General features: G+C 50.9%; 18 protein-coding genes. 6 read left to right on the forward strand and 12 right to left on the reverse strand.

Translation table 11 applies throughout. From position 1 onward, the window contains the following. Positions 1–148: 148 nt before the first annotated feature. On the reverse strand, positions 149–1,783 hold the full coding sequence (gene groL / locus B157_RS0100845; RefSeq protein ID WP_020601478.1) for a chaperonin GroEL: 1,635 nt from the start codon (positions 1,781–1,783) through the stop codon (positions 149–151). A gap of 112 nt (positions 1,784–1,895) precedes the next feature. After that, on the reverse strand, positions 1,896–2,192 hold the full coding sequence (locus tag B157_RS0100850) for a co-chaperone GroES (protein WP_018620347.1): 297 nt from the start codon (positions 2,190–2,192) through the stop codon (positions 1,896–1,898). A 268-nt stretch (positions 2,193–2,460) separates the two neighbouring features. Between B157_RS0100850 and B157_RS0100855 the strand changes: the two genes are divergently transcribed. Then, positions 2,461–3,168, forward strand: coding sequence for a hypothetical protein (locus B157_RS0100855; protein WP_020601480.1), 708 nt, complete (start codon positions 2,461–2,463; stop codon positions 3,166–3,168). A gap of 76 nt (positions 3,169–3,244) precedes the next feature. Here the strand turns inward: B157_RS0100855 and secG are convergent, their stop codons facing one another. From secG to B157_RS0100900, 9 genes are all read right to left on the reverse strand, one after another. Continuing rightward, on the reverse strand, positions 3,245–3,637 hold the full coding sequence (gene secG, locus B157_RS0100860; protein WP_020601481.1) for a preprotein translocase subunit SecG: 393 nt from the start codon (positions 3,635–3,637) through the stop codon (positions 3,245–3,247). A 59-nt stretch (positions 3,638–3,696) separates the two neighbouring features. Continuing rightward, a complete protein-coding gene (locus B157_RS0100865) occupies positions 3,697–4,527 on the reverse strand; it encodes a hypothetical protein (protein WP_026308391.1) in 831 nt (276 codons plus the stop codon). 64 nt (positions 4,528–4,591) lie between these two features. Then, positions 4,592–5,056, reverse strand: coding sequence for an LPS assembly lipoprotein LptE (locus tag B157_RS0100870; RefSeq protein ID WP_020601483.1), 465 nt, complete (start codon positions 5,054–5,056; stop codon positions 4,592–4,594). A 94-nt stretch (positions 5,057–5,150) separates the two neighbouring features. Further along, on the reverse strand, positions 5,151–6,518 hold the full coding sequence (locus tag B157_RS0100875; RefSeq protein WP_026308393.1) for a sigma-54 interaction domain-containing protein: 1,368 nt from the start codon (positions 6,516–6,518) through the stop codon (positions 5,151–5,153). Positions 6,519–6,618: 100 nt separating this feature from the next. Next, positions 6,619–8,118, reverse strand: coding sequence for a MiaB/RimO family radical SAM methylthiotransferase (locus tag B157_RS0100880; protein ID WP_020601485.1), 1,500 nt, complete (start codon positions 8,116–8,118; stop codon positions 6,619–6,621). A gap of 459 nt (positions 8,119–8,577) precedes the next feature. Then, positions 8,578–9,789: a molybdopterin molybdotransferase MoeA gene (locus B157_RS0100885; RefSeq protein ID WP_020601486.1), complete on the reverse strand. Its 1,212-nt coding sequence runs from the start codon at positions 9,787–9,789 to the stop codon at positions 8,578–8,580. 334 nt (positions 9,790–10,123) lie between these two features. Then, positions 10,124–12,796 (reverse strand): hypothetical protein, encoded by a 2,673-nt coding sequence (locus B157_RS0100890; protein WP_020601487.1) that lies wholly within the window; start codon positions 12,794–12,796, stop codon positions 10,124–10,126. Between the two features lie 321 nt (positions 12,797–13,117). After that, on the reverse strand, positions 13,118–13,639 hold the full coding sequence (locus B157_RS0100895; RefSeq protein WP_020601488.1) for a hypothetical protein: 522 nt from the start codon (positions 13,637–13,639) through the stop codon (positions 13,118–13,120). Then, a complete protein-coding gene (locus tag B157_RS0100900; protein ID WP_026308395.1) occupies positions 13,627–14,220 on the reverse strand; it encodes a patatin-like phospholipase family protein in 594 nt (197 codons plus the stop codon). Before B157_RS0100900 ends, B157_RS0100895 begins: the two co-directional genes overlap by 13 nt. 379 nt (positions 14,221–14,599) lie before the next feature. Between B157_RS0100900 and moaC the strand changes: the two genes are divergently transcribed. The 5 genes from moaC to B157_RS0100930 all read left to right on the forward strand — a co-directional run bounded on the left by moaC (position 14,600) and on the right by B157_RS0100930 (position 17,720). Further along, positions 14,600–15,091, forward strand: a complete 492-nt coding sequence (moaC, locus tag B157_RS0100905; protein WP_020601490.1) for a cyclic pyranopterin monophosphate synthase MoaC — start codon at positions 14,600–14,602, stop codon at positions 15,089–15,091. Next, positions 15,084–15,671, forward strand: coding sequence for an NTP transferase domain-containing protein (locus tag B157_RS0100910; RefSeq protein WP_020601491.1), 588 nt, complete (start codon positions 15,084–15,086; stop codon positions 15,669–15,671). Before moaC ends, B157_RS0100910 begins: the two co-directional genes overlap by 8 nt. A gap of 29 nt (positions 15,672–15,700) precedes the next feature. Continuing rightward, the gene (locus B157_RS0100915) at positions 15,701–16,309 is read left to right on the forward strand and encodes a DUF6992 family protein (RefSeq protein ID WP_026308396.1); all 609 of its coding nucleotides are present in this window, start codon (positions 15,701–15,703) and stop codon (positions 16,307–16,309) included. 88 nt (positions 16,310–16,397) lie between these two features. Beyond that, the gene (locus B157_RS0100925) at positions 16,398–17,183 is read left to right on the forward strand and encodes a nucleotidyltransferase domain-containing protein (RefSeq protein ID WP_020601493.1); all 786 of its coding nucleotides are present in this window, start codon (positions 16,398–16,400) and stop codon (positions 17,181–17,183) included. A 66-nt stretch (positions 17,184–17,249) separates the two neighbouring features. Continuing rightward, the gene (locus B157_RS0100930; protein WP_020601494.1) at positions 17,250–17,720 is read left to right on the forward strand and encodes a nucleoside deaminase; all 471 of its coding nucleotides are present in this window, start codon (positions 17,250–17,252) and stop codon (positions 17,718–17,720) included. 48 nt (positions 17,721–17,768) lie between these two features. Here B157_RS0100930 and B157_RS0100935 read toward each other — a convergent pair whose 3' ends face one another. Then, complete coding sequence (locus tag B157_RS0100935; RefSeq protein WP_020601495.1) at positions 17,769–19,973, reverse strand: bifunctional alpha,alpha-trehalose-phosphate synthase (UDP-forming)/trehalose-phosphatase; 2,205 nt, start codon at positions 19,971–19,973, stop codon at positions 17,769–17,771. Between the last annotated feature and the right edge of the window lie 90 nt (positions 19,974–20,063).

The following is a 20,063-nucleotide window of genomic DNA, read 5'->3' on the forward strand; positions in this document are numbered from 1 at the left end:
GGGCGGAGTATGATGGACTTTAGTCCTATTACTACAGTGACATACCCATGAGCCGGAGTGAATGCCGTATTATTCGATCATTATTCACAACAAAAAAAAGCCCCAGCCAAAAGACCGGGGCTTTTTTTATAGACTAGCGAAGCGGATGTTACATCATACCGCCCATGCCGCCTGGGTGACCGTGGCCACCACCGGCTGGAGCTTCTTCTGGCTCGTCGGCAATAACACACTCGGTCGTCAGCAACAGACCAGCGATAGAGGCTGCGTTTTCCAGCGCCAGACGCGTTACTTTCTTAGGATCGATAACACCAGCAGCAAACAGGTCTTCGTAGGTGTCGTTTTTGGCGTTGTAGCCGTAGCCACCCGTACCTTCTTTCACCTTATTTACAACCACTGAACCTTCACCACCAGCGTTGGCTACGATCGTGCGGAGTGGTGACTCCAGCGCCTGACGGATGATGTTGATACCCGTTTTCTCGTCTTCGTTGATAGCGTTGATGCTGTCAAGGGCCGGAATGGCACGAATCAGGGCAATACCACCACCGGTTACGATACCTTCTTCAACGGCAGCGCGGGTTGCGTGCAAGGCATCGTCAACACGGTCTTTCTTTTCTTTCATTTCTACCTCGGTAGCAGCACCGATGTAGAGGATAGCCACACCACCCGACAGTTTAGCCAGACGCTCCTGCAATTTCTCGCGGTCGTAGTCCGATGTCGTGTTTTCGATCTGGGCTTTGATTTGGTTCACGCGGCCCGTGATGTCTTCTTTCTGACCATCGCCATTAACAATAGTCGTATTGTCTTTGTCGATCAGCAGTTTTTCGGCTTGTCCCAGATAATCAATCGTAGCGTTTTCCAGTTTGAAACCACGCTCTTCGCTGATAACCTGTCCACCCGTCAGGATAGCAATATCTTCCAGCATCGCTTTCCGACGATCACCAAAGCCAGGAGCCTTAACAGCGGCTACTTTCAGGGCACCCCGGATTTTGTTCACAACCAGCGTAGCCAATGCTTCACCATCAACGTCTTCTGCGATGATCAGCAACGGACGACCGGTTTGAGCTACCTGCTCCAGAACGGGCAGCAACTCTTTCATGGACGATACTTTCTTCTCCGAAATCAGGATGAACGGACGCTCCAGTTCAACTTCCATTTTCTCGGTGTTGGTCACGAAGTAAGGCGATAGGTAACCGCGATCGAACTGCATCCCTTCCACCGTTTTAACTTCGGTTTCCGTTCCACGCGCTTCTTCCACCGTGATAACACCTTCTTTGCCCACTTTCTGCATGGCTTCAGCGATCATCGAACCGATTTCCTCATCGTAGTTGGCCGAGATCGTTGCTACCTGCGTAATTTTGCTGAAGTCGTCTCCAACAGTTTGTGCCTGCTCAGACAAGTTTTTAACAACCGCCAAAACGGCTTTCTCAATGCCCCGCTTCAGGTCCATTGGATTAGCGCCGGCAGCCACGTTCTTGGCACCGATTGAGTAGATAGCCTGTGCCAGAACGGTAGCCGTTGTCGTACCGTCACCAGCCGAATCAGCCGTTTTCGATGCTACTTCTTTTACCAACTGAGCACCCATGTTCTCCATGGCATCTTTCAGTTCAATTTCTTTGGCTACCGTTACACCGTCTTTGGTGATGACTGGTGAACCAAATTTCTTATCTAAAATAACGTTACGGCCTTTAGGTCCGAGGGTAACTTTAACCGCGTCGGCCAGGGTGTCAACACCCTTCTTGATGCGCTCGCGGGCTTCTGTATCAAAAAATATTTTCTTAGCCATGATTGGTAATAAAGAATTATGAATGATTAATTATGAATGTAAAAGACGAATGGAAATTGCAGGTAAAGCAATTCATCATTCATCCGCATCGGCGGACCGATTCATAATTGAGTTACAGGATTGCGAAAATATCGGATTCACGCATGATGAGATACTCTTTGCTGTCAACGGTGATTTCCGTACCAGCATACTTGCCGTAAAGAACCGTATCGCCCACCTGAACCGTGAGTGGCTCATCTTTCTTACCCGCACCAACAGCAACGACCGTTCCACGTTGGGGTTTCTCTTTGGCTGTGTCAGGAATAATAATTCCGAACGAGGTTTTCTCTTCAGCCGGGGCGGCTTCCACCAGGACCCGGTCGGCCAGCGGTTTCACGTTTACTTTAACGCTTTCCGTTTCTGCTACCATGATAATGAATTGATTAAGGTTATTAAACTGTTTGTATAAATGTACATCCAACAACCGCACTAGCGGTTATACTTGTCAGGGTGCCAATTACTGTGCCAACCCGGGCAGACTGTCAAATTTTCAGACTTTAGCCTGACATACTGCCAATTACCCTCTTTACTAAACTTTCTTTGGCAGGTAAAGCGCATTTGACGAACAGAATTTGGCAGTCTTTTCTAAATTGAGTACTTTACGTATTGAATACACCTGAAAAGACATTGTCCGGTCTATGAAAAAATTACAATCCGACTGGTTCACGCAAAACTGGCTTGATGCCGAATACCAGAAATATGTCTTGATGGCATACCTGCAAGCCGTTCAGCAAAACTTTACAGACCATAAACTCTGCCCCGACTTGCCCGAACTGCGTAGTCATTACGACGATGGGATTCGTTTTTCGAGGGGCAAAGGTACGCTAAATGCTGCGTTCCCCAAGCGGGTTAGTGGAGTGAGTGGCCCACCACCCCGCATTGACTATAAATCGGAAGTGACGGACTCCGCATTCATGGCCGAAGTAGATGCCATTATGGATTTTGCCCTGCCGCGTTTTCAGGCCCTGGTGACGGAAGGGCAGCAGCGTTGGACTGATATTGCCCAGTCACTAATGCTGACCCCCATTGGGCTTTTGCCCCTGCGGCCGGAGGAGGGCTATTTAATGCTTCACGCGACTAACCAGGCCGAAACGCAGGTTTACTATTTCTGCCTGACGCTATACTCAGAACAGGAACCCGGTGGTCGTTTGGTCCAGCTACGATTGGTGGATGTTATCCAGAAGAGCATAGTGAACACGTTTGAAAATATTAAACTCGACCTCATTCGGAGACACCGGGAATTACCAAACCCGGCAACGTACATGCTGGAGAGTCAAAAACCCTACCCTGTTCAGGAAACGCTCCTGCCCATTGCCCGTCAGTTACTGGCGCAGGCAGTAGCATGACACATAGAAAATGCTGAAAATCAAAAAGCCACCTTTTATAAGGTGGCTTTTTGATTGCCGAATAATCAGTAATAAGTTACTTCTGGGGCGTCAGCGCCGAGGTAGAAGCACCCGGTGTAACCGCACCCGGAGCCGCCTGATTGGGGGCCGCGCCCGCAGCAGGACCTGGAGCCGCAGCGCCGGGGAGCGTTTGTGTTTGTGCCCGGTCTACGTTGGCACTGTTGATGACCCCTGCCTGATTTCGGTCTACCAGTACGTACGTGGCCAGCGACAGAACCATCATGGCGATTCCAAGCCCCCAGGTAATCTGTTCGAGCAGGTCGGTCGTCTTTTTGACACCCATCAGTTGATTGGAACCCAGACCGCCAAATTCACCTGTTAATCCACCACCTTTCGAATTCTGAATCAAAACAATCAGAATGAGCAGAACTGTGATGATGCAGATGAGGATAATAAGTGCCGTTATCATGAAAAAATTGCTAAATTATATACGTTATATGTGTTGTCAGGGCTAAAGAAAAGAATCGGTCAATCCTCCGTTGTGTTTTGGTTCGTCTTTAATTCTCCCATTTTTTCCGCAAAGTAAGCCTTTTTTTCGGGATTTTTCACCATCAGTTTGCTGTACATTTCCAGTGCTTTGTCAACTTTACCCTGCCTCACCAGAATCTTGGCTAAACTTTCCGTTACTAAACCATCGCCCACAGGCTTGCTGCGTTTTGTCAGGTCTTCCTGTTGCTGGTTAGCGATTGGTTTGGTGCGTATGGGCGATATACGGGGTTCATTGCGGATGAAACTATCAATCAGGTCGAATTGACGTTGCCGTTCCAAATCATCGGGCCTGGGTTCCGGTTGGTCCGGCACCGGTTCTATTTGCTTTGATAGATCATTCTGGAGCGTTTTTTCGGCCAGCGTTGGATCTTCCGGCATGGGTATCGTTTCTGCCTGTTCTGGCTCAAAATGGGCAGCAATCTGTAGTAGGGGTAGGGTTGGAAAGCCGTTTTCCAGTTCGACCTTCGATTTAAAAAGTGCGTAGCTTTCGTGTTGATAGTCCTCTGGAATCGGAACGTGTTTCGCTGATAGCTCATTCAGCTTCGTCAGCAGGTTGTCTGACCACTGGAACTCATTATCGATAAGCTTTCGCAGGGCATTTCTACTCAGTGCATGGGCGGCTGCCTGCCGTACGTGCCCTATGGCCTGACTTCGCTGGTATACGGAAGCCGCTTTGGCCGTTAGGGTGTGTAAAGACTGGCAATAGGGATAAGCCAACAGGCTTTCCTGCAACTGAACAAAATCGGTGGCGGTCAAATCATCTGGGTAAGTTACCCAGTATGAAAAGGTTTCTTTATCGAGCGCTAGCATGGGGCGAAAGTAATGATGAATGATGAATAGTGCAGAAATTTCTATGCTATTCATCATTGTGAGCTTACCAATCGGCGGCTGTTTTGCTGAAAATATCAAGGACTATCTGGTCGAGAATTTTAGGTACCAGCCGACTTTCATTCTGACTGAGGGTCTGGCCCTGCGGAAAATCCTGATAAAAGGAAAACGCCTGCTCGAAGTTCTTGGTCTCGTCTTTGTTGTTATAAAACCGGACCAAAACGGTTATCTGCAACCGGTTTACGGCGGCCTGGTCCTGGGCCGTTGGGGCTACGGCTACCAGTTCGTATCCCGTTATGTTGCCTTCCAGCAAAATATCCCCGTTAGCCGGTACTACTTTCAGGTTTGTATACCGCTGGTAATATTCCTTTAATTTTTCATTGAACGTCAGAGGCAGGTTAGCTGGTCCGCCCGCCGTGGCCAGCACGAAGTTGTTGACCGTTACGGTTTTTATATCGGGTGAGAGCGTTGTTCCCGTAAACGAATAGACACCGCAGGAGGTAATGAACAATGTACAATGGATAATGAATAACGTTAGGAATGCACTTCGCATGCTTGTGCGGCAGCCATTAGCCATTATCCATTGTACATTATTCATTAAGAACTTACTCTTCATCAATCTCATACTGTTTGATTTTGCGGTATAACGTCCGTTCGGATATACCGAGTGCCTGGGCTGCGTATTTTCGTTTGTTGTTGTTTCGCCGAAGGGCTTTCAGAATCATTTCCTTTTCCTGCCGTTCGAGGGAGAGGGAGTCATCCTCTTCGGTTTCGTGGGTAACATCTTCCACTTCGGTCACTTCGTTGATATCGCCATCAACCTCATCGAATAGCTGAACGGGTGGATGATGGCCGTAGTTTTCGGAGGGCGGTACGGCGGGCCGGGTCGGAGTTTCGGGTCGGGAGCCGTTGAGGGCGGGTAGAAAACGGGTTACGCCCGTTCCCATATCTGACGGTTGCCGGGGTTCTGCGTCCGGGGCAATAGAATCGAACAGGTCCTTGTGGTTACTCAATATCTGCCGGCTGTCATGTTCATTACCAAGCACATCGCGAACCAGTTTCTTCAGGTCATTGACATCCCGACGCATATCGAACAGCACTTTGTACAGCAGTTCGCGTTCCGAGAAATTATCGTTATGCGTACCTGAAAAAAGTGCCAGTGACTGCGTGGGTGCCTGCCATTGAGGCAGGTATTTTGCCAGCGTGTCTGTGTCGATGGGTTTATTCTGTTCTGATTCGAGAATAGAAATCTGCTCAGCGATATTTTTCAACTGACGGATGTTGCCCGGAAACGGGAACCCGATGAGGGTTTGCTTGGCACCTTCGGTTAATTGTAGTGGTTTGATCCGGTACCGTTCGGCAAAATCGGTAGTGAACTTGCGGAACAGCAATTCAATATCGGTGCCCCGTTCGCGCAGGGGAGGCACAAAAATGGGAACGGTGTTGAGCCGGTAATATAAATCCTCCCGAAATTTTCCTTTCTCCACCGCGTCCATCAAATTAACATTCGTGGCTGCAACGACCCGTACGTCGGTCTTCTGGGTTTTCGAAGAGCCTACCCGAATAAACTCACCATTTTCGAGCACCCGCAACAGCCGTGCCTGGGTGCCGACGGGCATCTCACCAATTTCATCTAAAAATATCGTACCTCCATTGGTCGTCTCAAAATACCCCTTTCGTGAGTCGACGGCACCCGTAAAGGAACCTTTTTCGTGGCCAAACAACTCGGAGTCGATGGTGCCTTCGGGAATAGCTCCGCAGTTGATGGCAATAAATTGACCGTGTTTACGCGCACTCAGGCTATGGATAATTTTGGAGAAAGACTCCTTGCCACTGCCACTTTCACCGGTAATGAGCACCGTCAGGTCCGTGGCGGCTACCTGCATGGCTACGTTGATGGCGTAGTTGAGGGCGGGAGCATTTCCAATAATGCCGAAGCGTTGCTTTACCGACTGTATTTCCTGTTGATTCATTATACTATTGTCATTTGTGGTCATTGATTGTCATTTGTGGTCATTCAATTGTTATCTGACGTAAGGACGACAAATGACAATCAATAACTGTGAATGACGATTAATGACTAACAACGCTTCCACGCAACGTGGCCGATGTGCAATCGGTCACCAACACGTTGACGTACTGGCCTTTCTGATGGTTTCCTTTTGGGAAAACGACCATTTTGTTCTGGTCATTCCGGCCACACAGAAAATCGTCAGAACGTTTGGACGGGCCTTCTATCAGTACCCGCTGTAGCTGCCCGATGTGACGCTGATTGCGCCTGGATGAGTGGGTCAACTGTCTGGCGATAATCTCACTCAACCGCCGTTTCTTCTCGTCTTCTGGGATGTCGTCGGCGTATTTTTTGGCTGCCAGCGTACCTGGCCGTTCGGAATACGCAAACATGTACGCATAATCGTACTGCACGTAATCCATTAGCGACAGTGATTCCTGATGTTCGGCCTCGGTTTCCGAGCAGAAGCCCGAAATCATGTCCGTCGAGATGCCGCAATCGTCACCCAGAATTTCGCGGATACGGTCAATTCTGCCGATATACCAGGGCCGGTCGTACGTCCGGTTCATCAGTTTCAATACCCGGCTGTTGCCGCTTTGTGCAGGGAGGTGAATGTAGTTGCAGATATTGTCATATCGGGTCATCGTATGCAGTACATCATCCGTAATGTCTTTCGGGTGAGAGGTCGAGAACCGAACCCGAAGGTCAGGGTGAATCTGGGCGACCAATTCGAGGAGGTCGGAAAATGTGGTAATAGAAGCGAGGAGCGAGGAGTGAGGAGTTGCTGACGCACCAGTCATTCCTGCGTCAGCAACTCCTTGCTTCTCACTCATCGTTTCTATTACTTCCCACTTATATGAGTCCACATTCTGCCCAAGCAACGTTACCTCGCGGTAACCCCGGTTGAAGAGGTCCTGCGCTTCGCGGACAATGCTGTATGGGTCGCGGCTACGCTCCCGGCCACGGGTGAAGGGTACCACGCAGAAACTGCACATATTATCGCAGCCACGCATGATCGAAACGAAGGCGGTTACCCCGTTGGAATTCAGGCGAATAGGTGAAATATCGGCGTAAGTTTCCTCCCGCGACAAAAAGACGTTCACTGCTTTCTGGCCTGATTCTGCTTCTTCCACCAGTTTGGGAATGTCGCGGTAGGCATCGGGACCCGCTACGATGTCAACCACTTTTTCTTCTTCCAGCAACTGGGTTTTCAGTCGTTCGGCCATACACCCCAGCAACCCAACGAGGAGTTCCGGCTTCAGCCGTTTCAGGCCCGTCAGGTGTTTGAGCCGGTTCCTGACTTTTTGTTCGGCGTTATCCCGGATGGCACAGGTATTCAGAAAAATTACGTCGGCTTCTTCGGCAACGGAGGTAGTAGCAAAACCAGCGTTGCGCATCACGGCCGCCACAATTTCGCTATCGGCGAAGTTCATCTGGCAACCGTAGCTTTCGATATATAGGCGTTTTTTACCCACGGCCAGTTCGTCCTCTGAGGTACGGGGCAGATCAATCTGTTCCTTATCAGCCGGTTGCAGGATAGTTAATTCAGGAATGCGAGTCATAAAAAGTTCCAGTCAACGGTCGATAACCACTGATGGCGACCGAATGGGCTACAAATTTACGAAGAAAGCCCCGTTTATGCTGTCATTTTGGCAGGAATTGGTGGTTAAATTCTCTTAAAAGGGCTGATTGTTTTTTGACCTTCCTATCCGTCGGCTTATTGATTTGATGTAAATAACCGCCGGATTGCGACCACCCCCAACCCCCTCCTAAAACAGGAGGGGGCTACGCTGAAGGGNTCCCTTTTTCAAGTCCCCTCCTGTTTTAGGAGGGGGTNGGGGGTGGTCGCAATCCGGCGAAAAAGCGATTGTTGGTTCGGCGGTTAATTAATTCAAATCAATAAGCAGACGGCAATGGGTGCGCAGTCCCCGAAGGGACTTTTCATGGGTTGGCATTAGCTAGAAGTCAATGGCTAAGTGGGTGAAGTCCCGCACGGGACTTCTCATTAGTTGCCGTCTGCTTCAGCGGACGGACTCAATTCCCGGTATTACCCATACCCGAAAGACTTCGCCAGCCCCAAACTCCGACTGACTGGCGGGCAGTTCCATAAAACCGTCGGCGGCTGTCAGGTTAGCAAAATCGGCCGAACCAGAGCCGGGTAGAGGATTCGCTATTGTTCGGCCATCGGTTTCGGAGGTGAGTTTTACCGGCAAAAAGTAGGTGACATTAGGCTTGAACGTAATGGAGGTGGCTAACTGGGCGTACTGCACTGGCGCGGGTGACAGCCCCAAGGATGCCCTTAGGTACGGCAGCACGTACCGGCACGCACAGAGCACCGTAGAAACCGGGTTGCCGGGTAGCCCGAAAACGGTCTTGTTTTCCGTCGTGCCAAACCAGAGTGGCTTACCGGGCTTTTGTTGTATCTTATGAAAACGCTGTTGCACCCCCAAGCGGGTTAGCACGGCAGGGACAAAGTCAGCCTTGCCGGCCGACACGCCCCCGCTCAGGATAAGCACGTCGTTATCGGCCAGTAAGCGTTGTATTTCGGTTTGCAGGACGGCTTCGTCATCGGTAATGTGGTGCATCGTTGCGTTGATGCCCAGTGATAGTAGCACCGTTTGCACCATATACGTGTTCGAACGCCGAATCTGGTAGGGTAGGGGTATTTCGTTTACTGCCACCAGTTCATCGCCGGTAGAGATGAGTGCTACGCGGGGCAGGGCGGTCACAACCAGTTCGGTTTGCCCAACTGACGCGGCTACGGCCATTTCGGATGGCCCCATCCAGGTACCAGTCGGCAGGAGTTCTTCGCCGGCGTGCCGGTCGGTAGCCTGGGCGTGGATGTTAAGCCCCTTTTCCACATCGTCGATGGTAATCGTAGCCTGACCATCGGTTATGGTCACGTCTTCGTAGCGGACCACCGTATCTACCCCGATAGGCAGCATAGCCCCTGTCATCACTTCGAGACAGGTAGTCGGCTCACGCAGTGTTTGGGGAGGCTCGCCAGCGCGTTGCGTACCCACTACCATAAACGTTCGTTGTCCGGCACTATAATCCGCAAACTGAATGCCGATGCCGTCCATCGCCACCCGATCGAAGGGGGGAAAGTCGCGGTCGGCGTTGATGGCTTCCCGCAGTACGCGGCCCGTAGCGTTGTGAATTGGAACTATTTCGGTGGGTAAGGGCAACACATGTTGTTGCATGAGGGTGAACGCATCAGAAACGGAAAGCATACGGATTGTACGGTTTATGGGCGGTTTTGTCCGGCGGTACTAGTTACCACTTCATTCTCAGTAAATGGTAAAAAGAGCATTATTGTTTTTTGTACGTTCGCGACAAAACTAATTGGAGATAGCTGGTCGATGAACAGATTATCTCCCGAACCCGCTACATCTGACCGGACGTTAAATTAAGTATGCCATAACCTGATAAACCATGAAGACTAGAGCCAGTACGACCGCATAAGGGACGCCGGATAAATTTAAAATGATGGATGTTGGGCTATTAGTTGCCGTCTGTTTCAGCGGACGACAACTGATAGCCCAACAGATGCCTGATTCAATTTAATCAATGGCCTACGATTCGTATTGATCGGGTTTGGGTATCCGTTATGGCCTGGAGTATGAAAATTCCCGATTGGTTACGCTTTATAGGGAAAACCTGTATTTCCTCCGCTCGTGCCATCTCGATATGACGGTTTTCAACCAGATTTCCCTGTAAGTCGCTTAATTTGAGTTGCACAGACTTATTTTCCAGACCCCGGATTAAAACCGTTAGCTGTTCCTGAACGGGGTTCCCCAATATAGTCAGGGTTAACTCTGCCGACGACTTTTCCACGGTGCCAGTCCTTGCCCGGCCACAGGTCTCCTTCAGGTTCCAGCTACAGGTAACTACCTTTCCACTTTGGCGGGCCATAATGACAAAAGGCTTCACGTCATTAGCTGTGCGACTTTCTCTGTCGACAAACTGGTCCGGGTCGGTTGTCCAGGCCGTAATGCCAGCGGCCATATACTCGATGGGGGTTCTGTCGCCCCCGGTCGTGTTAAAATGTATGGCTCCACTCTGGCAATCGTAAGAGGGAGTTAGCAGCCGTAAAGCGGGAAGATTGGAGCAGTATGTATTAAAGTCGAATAGATACGTTGATTTCTGCCCGTTTTGGCTAGCCTCTATCAGGATGGGCTTTGGGTCATTCCGTAATTGCTGCTCAACAATGCCAGAATTATCAGTCAGCGAGGTCCTTGTAATACCGGGAGCGGTGTAACTAATGGGGGTGCCGTCGCCCCCAGTCGTCAGAAAGGTGACGGCTCCCGTCTGGCAATTGTAATCGGGTTGTACCAGTGTTAGCTGAGTGTAAGGATTGTAATCTACAACTATAATGTTGAAGCTGGCGGTAACCGGCTTATCAGGAAAGGCAGCTGTGCTGCCCCTCACCGTAATCTGGAAGGTGCCGACCTGTTGGGGTGCACCTTCCAGATAAAAGAAGGGGATGGCACGGCCCTCTACAATTTTTGCAGAGACATATAAGGTCGCGGGCAATCCATCAATATGCAAATCCCAGACTGGATTGTAAACGGGGGAGCCGGGGGTATTGGTCGGTGTGGGATCGGAAAAGGGGCAGTACAACGTACGGGAGATGGGTTGTTTAACCATCAGCACCATGTCGGAGAAAGAAGGTTTTGTAAGGAGGGGCGGCAGGGGCGTAAATTCACAATAGGCCTTGAGATTGAAATTATACGTAACGCTGAAGCCCGACTGACTAGCGGTGATGGGAATTACTTTGGGGTCATGGCGTAGTTCCTGCTCTACAAATCCGGAAAAGTCAGTGGGCAGGGAGCGCGTAACGCCGGGAGCTGAGAAAGTGATAGCCGTACTGTCGCCCCCTTCGACCCTGAAGGTAATTGCGCCCGTTTCGCAATTGTAGGTAGGTTGTTTAACGGAAAGTGTATTGATGGAAATCGGATAATCATCGCTTTTCACGTCGGGTTTGGTACTGGCAACGCGGAGCCTGTACTGATTTATTCCTGAGCTTGTAGTCGTGATTATACCCGTTATGGTTGAAGCACCGGAGCCCTGCGCTCTGCCAATCTCGAATGAGTTGTTGTTTTTATCGATCTCAAAGAGCGTAAACTGATTTGCCGGGTCAAAAACACCCGTTGTTGTAAACGACACGGCAACTTTATCCCCAAGGTTAAAATGGCTGGCACTAACGCTGGTTAATTTGATCGAAGCGGCTGGCGTACTTACGGGAATGATAATGTCTGCGTTGTAGGTCGAGCTGGCTCCATTGCGGAAATAGGCATTCTGTACCTCACACAAGGGCATCCATTTATACACCACCGTCGAATTGAAGGTAGCTTTAATGAGGAAGTTTGAATAGCGCATGGTCCAGGGATAGCCGCTGGTGGCTGGCTGGAACGGATTCGCTGAAAAGGCGTAAGTTCCAAAAGGGGTGGTCGTGTACCGCAGGATCGGCGTTGGGCTAACCGAATAGGAAAACCAGTCGACCGGGTACATCTCTAGCAATACACCCGCCAGCGGCTGGCCCAGCGCATCAACGGCTGTCAGACGCATAGAGGCTGGAAATGGTTTGATAACCCAGGCATCACCGATGATCGGGTCGGGGCCGGTTGAGTTCAGCAGATTCGTCGTGTACTCGTCCCAGGTTACATTGCCATAGGGGTAGTTCATAATCGAATTCACCGGCTCAAAGGTCTGACCATTTACCGGATTCTTCGCGCCCTCAACCCGCATTCCGTAGATGTCAACCGCCCCTCTGGCGTGGGCAAATTCGTGGGTCAGTCCATCCGTGGCATACTGGGCAAAAGGGCCATCGAATGAATCCCATTTCCAGGCATGGTAGATGGACTGAGAGGAGCCATACCAACCACCTCCCACTGATCCATCAAAAAAACCATCGACAACGACGGCATAATTGTACCGGGGATGGGGCCTGAAAACTTCATTGGCTACACGCCCGCTAAACACATAAATCGAGTCAATCCGGAAGGTATAGGTGCCTTTGAAGTTGCCTGATTTGTTGAAGTTAGCATTCACTGTTTCAAACTGCTCTTTTGCAATCTGCTCAATACTCTTCGCGTATGCCCGTTGGTAGTAGTCAGCCGTTTGCTTTTCGATAGCTACCACCACACTGAGTGTCCAGACCGGTTTTGCCCAGAGGGTAAAGCTGAATCCAATCATGACCAGGGTCAGCCAACCGCTTTTTGTAAAATGTGTTTTCATATAGATCTCCTTAATCGTGTAGTTGCCAGCAAAGTAGTTGAAAACTATACTGAACGATTATGAGCCCTGATAGACAGGAAGATGATTTTGATTAGCTTTCGTATGATATCATCCAATGGAAAAACACAGTCAATTACCCCACGATAGGGTTATGGTGGAGAACGTATTGCCATCGACGCACCATTAAACCGGTACTCTATGGATATCCCACAGATATACATCAGCAACCGTCGGTTATAAGGATTACAAGTGGAAATACACAGGGTGTGCTTACAGTTTTCTACACGATTCGAATGTACTATCGATGGGAACCCTTACCTGTCAGGGTTTCAAATCATCCAGTAATTGCCGTACGGCAGCTCTTGGCAGTTTGAATGAGTAATTGCTTTCCCCGCCAGCCGGGCCTGCTTCCGGGCGGAACGTGGTTGAAGGGGACGCATATTGCCCGTTTCGACCGGCGTCGAGTAACTTTTGCATAGTAAGCGGATCAAACAGCAACTCGTTGGGAATGAGGTTGAATAACTCCAGGGGCATGAAATAAAACGTCAGGGTAATGGCCGGTTCCGTTTCCGAATCACTCACGACGGTGGTGGTCTGCATGGCTTCCTGTTGTTGTAGCAGTCGATTCAGCAATTTACCGATAGTAATGTTCATTTCGCGCGTTCCGCTGCCGTAGGTGTCGCGCGTTCGGATAACCATCTTCAACAGGGTCGCTTTGCCATTGGGCCAGTCTGAATCAGGTTCATCGGCACTCGGCGTGCTGTTCACGATAACATCCACGGCAGAGTACTTTTTATCGTAAGCAATCTGGAGGCCCTGCCGGATGGGTATCACATTCCGCACGCCCCCATCGAACCAGATGTCGGTTTTCCGGTGGCCTTATCCGTCGTCATATAAGGCGACATGAAGACCGGCTCATTGGCCGATGCCCACATCCAGTTAACCATCTCTTCGTAAACGGGGTACTCACTGGCCGACCGGTAGGCCGCTTCCCGTGTCCGGAAATTCACCACTGCCACCGTGAAGTCAAGGCCCCCGGAGCCGGTACGAATCTGCTGGTAGTCGGTCGGGGTGACGAATGTTCCGATTAAGGTGCGCAGGTTGTCTGTGGTACCAAGCGACGGTTTACAGAATCGGAACAGGGCGTTCAACGTTCGGATACCGCCATCTTTTTTAAACGGGTTGATGTTGAAAATGCTTTTTTGATTGACCGATGTGTAAGCCCGGTTCAGCACCTCGAACTTCCGCAGTAATATCAGGCTACCCGTGCTGGTGCCTACCACGTGGGCATAGCGGTTGCCCAGTGAGTCGAGCCGATTGGCAACGCCTACGCCCCAGGCACCCCGTGCGCCCCCGACCGATACGACTAACAGGCGATTGGGTGCCTGGGGCGATTGGGCCAGTACTTGAGTTTCTGAAGTCATGAGTATGATTGGTATGATTGACAGGTAGAACGAGTTCATGGTAGTGGATAAACAGGCACTTGAAACAACAGTCGCTAATGAATCAGGCATGTATGCAGTCATTCGGCAACCGGGAATACATAAAGTGGCCTGGTTGCTTTCCTGCTGATAGTCAGCAAGGTAGGAAAGACGGGTAGGTTAAGGTCTTACCTATTGATGAAACGGTCGAATTTGTCAATGGTACTAAATTTTCTCACCAAAGAGGATTTGGCCTGAAAAGATAACGTTCACTTTCAGGCAATCGCTCTGGTTTCCGTATGTCTTCCGAAACAACTAAAGCTTGAAAGAGGATTCTGCGAGTATAGCGTGTATTTTTGCAACCGGACAATAACACCCGACTATGGCTTCATTCACGCACCTCAACGCCGATAACAACCCCGCTATGGTGGACGTAGGGGGCAAAACTGTTACCCGACGGACGGCCCGTGCCCGGAGCGTCGTAGCCCTGGGTCCCGACATTATGCAGCACCTGGTACCGTCCGGGCCAACCGGACAGGATATTGCTACCAAGAAAGGCCCCGTGTTCCAGACCGCCATCATTGCCGGTACGATGGCTGCCAAACGCACCGACGATCTGATTCCCCTGTGCCACTCGCTCGGCCTGGACAATTGCCAGATTACCGTTACGACCGAAGGCACCGACGCTATTATCGAATGTCTGGTGTCGACCGAGGGTAAAACCGGGGTCGAGATGGAAGCGTTGGTGGGTGCATCGGTAGCGGCCCTGACGATCTACGACATGTGCAAAGCCTTCTCCCACGACATCGTTATCCGGGAAACGAAACTGATGGAAAAAACGGGGGGCAAACGGCACTTTCTGCGCGATGAATAAGCCGAATGTCCTCAACGGCCTTGTGCTGACGGGCGGACGCAGTACCCGAATGGGGCAGGATAAATCCCAGCTTATTTACCACGAAAAACCCCAGCGTGAACACCTCACAGACTTGCTCCGGCCGTTTTGCGATGCTGTTTTCTGGTCGGTCAATGTGGGGCAGGCGGCTGAGTTATCATCGACCGAACAACCCCTTATTGTGGATGCATTCGATATTCCGGGGCCGCTAAACGGGATTTTATCGGCCTTCCGGCATGACCCAAAAGCTGCCTGGCTGGTCGTGGCCTGTGATATGCCGTTGCTGACCGAAACCTCGTTGACCGCACTGGTAAACGGTCGGGATGCGGCTAAACCCGCCACGTCGTTTTATGATTCAAACGGGCAGTTTCCCGAACCACTCCTAAGTATCTGGGAACCCACCATGGAGCCCATTCTACAAACGGCACTGGCATCGGGCTATTATGCCCCCCGGCCAATTCTGATGCTGGCTGACTGTCACCTGCTGACGATTCCCGACGTTCGGGAACTGCTGAACGTGAATAAACCGGCAGAACAAAAGGCGCTGAAACATCGGGGTTGATTCTGGGGTTCATCCAGCAACGAACAACTATGAATCCCATCCGAAGCCTATTGGTTGCCGCTGGCTCCTTTTTGCTGGGCCATGCCGCAACGGCGCAGCGCGCAACGCTTTCGCCCGAATTACGGGCGTTTAGCGAGCAGCGCATCAAACACCAGAAAACCCTGGGTCTGGCCCTCGGTAGTTTTGCGCTGGCCAACATTGCCGTGGGTGCCGTAGCAGCCGGGCAAACAGCGGGCGAGACGCAGCAGTTTCACAAGATGAACGTCTACTGGAACCTGTTCAATCTCGGTATTGCCGGAGCCGGTCTGCTGGGGTCGCGCAGACGCAGTGCCGATACCGAAACCCTGGCCGATGCCGTGCGGCAACACGAGAATATGAAGCAGATTTTGCTTATCAATGCCGGGCTTGATGTGGCCTACGTAGTGGGCGGAGGTTATCTGCGGGAGCGCTCAAATTCGCACCCCGACAAGGCCGATCAATTGCGGGGCTACGGTAAATCAATCATGTTTCAGGGAGGATTCCTGCTGGCGTTCGATCTGGTCAATTACTTTATTTTCAGAAACCGGGGCGATAAACAGGAACGATTCCTACTCTCCGCTACCCCTAACGGCCTTGGTGTGGTACTACCCATCCGATAGCTACTGGCTTAACTGTAAAAACTGCACCGCTCCGAACGAATCAAACCGGCGGATGGTTACGTCATAATTTACCAGCCACAACTGAGCAATGCCCGATTATCTGCTACCCTTCAAGTCGTTCATTGCAACCGCGGTTAAAAAAATCCAGCAGGACTCTTACGCCGTCGGTTTAGCCGCTGGCGGCTCCTGGGCATCGGGCGATATGGACGCCTACTCAGACCTTGACCTGGTGGTGGTCACGAGCCGGAAAATTGCCCCTGACCTACATGAGATGCAGCAGTATGCCGCCAAATTCGGACCCATGCTGGCTTCTTTCCGGGGCGATCACGTGGGTGAAATTCGGTTGCTGATTGTGCTCTATGAAGTCTCTTTACTGCATGTTGACATCAAGTTCCTGCTGCCCGATGAGTTTCATGACCGGATAGAAGACCCAACCATACTCTGGGAGCGGGATCAGGCATTGACGACGATCATGGAGCAGTCGACGGCAAAATATCCGCCCTTTGATTTTCAATGGGCCGAAGACCGATTCTGGATTTGGGCGCACTACGCGGCCGTCAAAATTGGGCGGGGGGAGTTTTTTGAAGCCATTGATTTTCTGGCCTTTGTTCGGAATGCCGTGCTGGGCCCCATGCTGCACCTCAAAAATTCAGGCTTGCCCAGGGGCGTGCGCCGAGCTGAAACTATGTTTAAAACCGATGAACTGATGCAACTTCGCAGGACGGTAGCTACACCCGACCGCGCTACTCTGCTTAGTAGTTTGTGGGAGGTGATGTATCTTTACGAATCATTGCGCGATGCATTAACCCCGCATACATTCTCAAAAAACAGGGCTGCCCAGGTAGCCGTTACCAGGTATCTTTCTACGCTTTAAAATGAAGCATTCATTGCCATTAGTAACCAATAATGCCAAAATGCCAATGAATGGCTACCAATAACGATGAATGACGACTTCTTTCTCCGACAAACGTTCCAGCTCGCCCGCGAGGGTATGACCACGAATCAGGGTGGGCCATTTGGCTCCCTTGTTGTTCGCGATGGCGAAATAGTGGGACGGGGTTACAACCAGGTTACCTCAACCAACGACCCCACGGCCCACGCCGAAGTAGTGGCCATCCGGGATGCGTGCCGAAACCTGGGTACCTTTCAACTGGAGGGCTGTACGCTCTATGCCTCCTGCGAACCCTGCCCCATGTGCCTGGGCGCCATTTACTGGGCCAGACCCAGCCGAATTGTGTACGGAGCTTTTCACTCCGACGCGGCCGGTGCTGGTTTTGACGACCAGTTTATCTACGAAGAACTGGATAAACCCCGCGAGGACCGGAAAATTCCGATGCAGCAACGGCTGCGTGAAGAAGCCAACGCTGTTTTTCAGGAATGGGTAGCCCTGGAAAAACGAATTCCGTACTGACACTAGGTCAGTACGGAAACAATAAAAAATAGATAGGGGGAAGTGAGATCAGGCGGTAACCAGCGCATCGCTCATTTGCCGGAGCAGCGCGACCACGTCCCGCTGTCGGGCGAGCCGGTACCGGGCAAACGAAACACCCGCGCCCACTTTTATCGTGTAGGCCCAGTTGGGCAACTGTCTGAACATATCCTCGTCCGTGGTATCATCGCCGATGCTCACCACAAAATCATAGGGTTTGTCGTCAAAGAGTGTGACGGCTACCGTGCCTTTACTGTGCTGAGCGGGTTTTACTTCAATGACTTTATTACCCTGAATAACGGCCAGTGGAACGGAAGACGAAAGACCCCGGAGCTGGGTGGCCAGTTCAACGGCCTGTCCTTCAATATCGTCGGACTCCGCCCGCCGGTAATGCCAGGCAATGGCCGTTTCTTTCTCTTCTACAGATGTACCGGGAAACCGCTCCACAAACTGATTCATAGCGGGTCGGACGGAGTCGACCCAATCGTCGGCCGATAAATCGAGTCGGGTCCAGGGCTTATTCGGGTTCTTCAGGAACGCACCGTGTTCGGCTACCAGATGAACAGGAATACCCGCGAATGTTTTTTCAAGAAACGCCCGGTTACGACCGCTGATAACCACCAGATTGCTGTGCTCTGCCAGAGTATGCAGGGTTTCTGCCAGGGTCTCCGAAAGCTGTGCCTCGGAAGGGTCATTAACGATAGGAGATAGTGTTCCATCGAAGTCAAACAACAGCAAACGCTGTCGGGCTTCGCTAAAAGCGGTTATAAAGGGAACAACAGGAAGGGTCGTTTCTACATCAGGTTGGTTTGTCATGGTTTCATCGAAAGCAGTGAAAAAATCGTTACTCCATCGGAAAACGCTATGATTTTGCAGGTGATGCTGCATCGTCATTATACGTCGTTCCTGTTCCGGCAGCGGCATTAACAGCCCCTGTTTAATGGCACTGGCCATTTCCTGGGTATCGGTAGGGTTTATGATCAGGGCGTTACTCAGTTCCTGGGCGGCTCCGGCCAGTTCGCTCAGGATCAGTACGCCTTTATGGTCATAACGGCTGGCCACAAACTCTTTACAAACCAGATTCATACCATCCCGGACGGGGGTAATCAAAGCCACATCGCAGGCGGTGTACAAGGCCAGTAATTCGGTAAAGTTCAGCGACCGATAAATGTAGATGATGGGTCGCCAGCCGATAGTGCCAAATTGACCGTTTATCCGCCCGACTGCTTCTTCGATTTCCCGCTTCAGTTCCTGGTATTGACTAATCTTATCCCGGGAGGGAACAACCGTCATCACGAACGTTACCTTGTCGTGCCAGTCGGGATTTTCGGTCAGGAACCGCTCAAATCCCTGTAGGCGGTATGTGATCCCTTTGGTGTAATCGAGCCGGTCGACAGAAAAAATGATTTTGTTATTGCGGATCAGGTCCTGGTACTCCTGCCGGGTTGCTACCACTTCGGGCTCCTGACTGCTCCAGTTGAACTTGACAAAGTCGATGCTGATGGGGAAGTCTTTCACCAGAACGGAGCGTTCGGGCAAAACCACCCGCTGCTCAATGGTAGGTAAAGACAGCACTTCAGAAACACTCTGCAAAAAATGCTGGACGTAATCGGACGTATGAAAACCCACTACATTAGCACCAAGTAGTCCCTCAATCAGCACCTGCCGCCAGGTACGGGGTAGTAGTTTTATGATTTCATAGGTCGGAAAGGGAATATGGAAAAAGTACCCAATACTGGCATCCGGAATAGCCTGCCGCACCATATTGGGTAACAGCATGAGCTGGAAATCGTGAATCCAGACAAAATCGCCGGGCTCAATCAGGGTGGTTAGTTCTTCCAGGAAACGGGTATTTGCCTGCTGGTAATGCTGGAAGTCACTTTCATTGAAGTTGGCATACGAAGGAAAATAGTGGAATAAAGGCCAAATCAGGTCATTGCTAAATCCTTCGTAAAATCCTTTGTGTACGTCGTCATCCATGAATACCGGATGGGCCACGAAGGTTTCGTTTTCCAGTTTCGATTTGTCGATGTGTTGCAGGGAAGAATCGGCGTGGCCAATCCAGTGAATTTTGGCCGAGGTTCCATGCTGACTTTGCCCCATTCGTTCGGCCATCGATAATACCGCCGAAACCAGACCACCAGAGTTCTGAATCAGCTCCACCCCCTCTTCTCTCTCCCGAATGGTAAAGGGCAGGCGATAGGAGACGATTAGTAATCGGTTAGATGTGCTCATGAAGTTTGTTGTTGTGGAAGGTTAGTTGTATTCCTGTAAATATCGCTTCACTGACTTAGAGGAGGCTTAAGTAAATCTTAGAAACTCATT

The sequence above is a fragment of the Spirosoma spitsbergense DSM 19989 genome (assembly GCF_000374085.1).
Classification (GTDB): Bacteria; Bacteroidota; Bacteroidia; order Cytophagales; family Spirosomataceae; genus Spirosoma; species Spirosoma spitsbergense.

Coding starts and splice junctions, on each gene's coding strand:
- B157_RS0100865 (WP_026308391.1), bottom strand. CDS start 4,527: ATGCTAGCGCTCGATAAAGAAACCTTTTCATACTGGGTAACTTACCCA.
- moaC (WP_020601490.1), top strand. CDS start 14,600: ATGGCTTCATTCACGCACCTCAACGCCGATAACAACCCCGCTATGGTG.
- B157_RS0100915 (WP_026308396.1), top strand. CDS start 15,701: ATGAATCCCATCCGAAGCCTATTGGTTGCCGCTGGCTCCTTTTTGCTG.
- B157_RS0100925 (WP_020601493.1), top strand. CDS start 16,398: ATGCCCGATTATCTGCTACCCTTCAAGTCGTTCATTGCAACCGCGGTT.
- B157_RS0100910 (WP_020601491.1), top strand. CDS start 15,084: ATGAATAAGCCGAATGTCCTCAACGGCCTTGTGCTGACGGGCGGACGC.
- B157_RS0100880 (WP_020601485.1), bottom strand. CDS start 8,118: ATGACTCGCATTCCTGAATTAACTATCCTGCAACCGGCTGATAAGGAA.
- B157_RS0100885 (WP_020601486.1), bottom strand. CDS start 9,789: ATGCTTTCCGTTTCTGATGCGTTCACCCTCATGCAACAACATGTGTTG.
- B157_RS0100930 (WP_020601494.1), top strand. CDS start 17,250: ATGAATGACGACTTCTTTCTCCGACAAACGTTCCAGCTCGCCCGCGAG.
- B157_RS0100935 (WP_020601495.1), bottom strand. CDS start 19,973: ATGAGCACATCTAACCGATTACTAATCGTCTCCTATCGCCTGCCCTTT.
- secG (WP_020601481.1), bottom strand. CDS start 3,637: ATGATAACGGCACTTATTATCCTCATCTGCATCATCACAGTTCTGCTC.
- groL (WP_020601478.1), bottom strand. CDS start 1,783: ATGGCTAAGAAAATATTTTTTGATACAGAAGCCCGCGAGCGCATCAAG.
- B157_RS0100850 (WP_018620347.1), bottom strand. CDS start 2,192: ATGGTAGCAGAAACGGAAAGCGTTAAAGTAAACGTGAAACCGCTGGCC.
- B157_RS0100875 (WP_026308393.1), bottom strand. CDS start 6,518: ATGAATCAACAGGAAATACAGTCGGTAAAGCAACGCTTCGGCATTATT.
- B157_RS0100900 (WP_026308395.1), bottom strand. CDS start 14,220: ATGACTTCAGAAACTCAAGTACTGGCCCAATCGCCCCAGGCACCCAAT.
- B157_RS0100890 (WP_020601487.1), bottom strand. CDS start 12,796: ATGAAAACACATTTTACAAAAAGCGGTTGGCTGACCCTGGTCATGATT.
- B157_RS0100855 (WP_020601480.1), top strand. CDS start 2,461: ATGAAAAAATTACAATCCGACTGGTTCACGCAAAACTGGCTTGATGCC.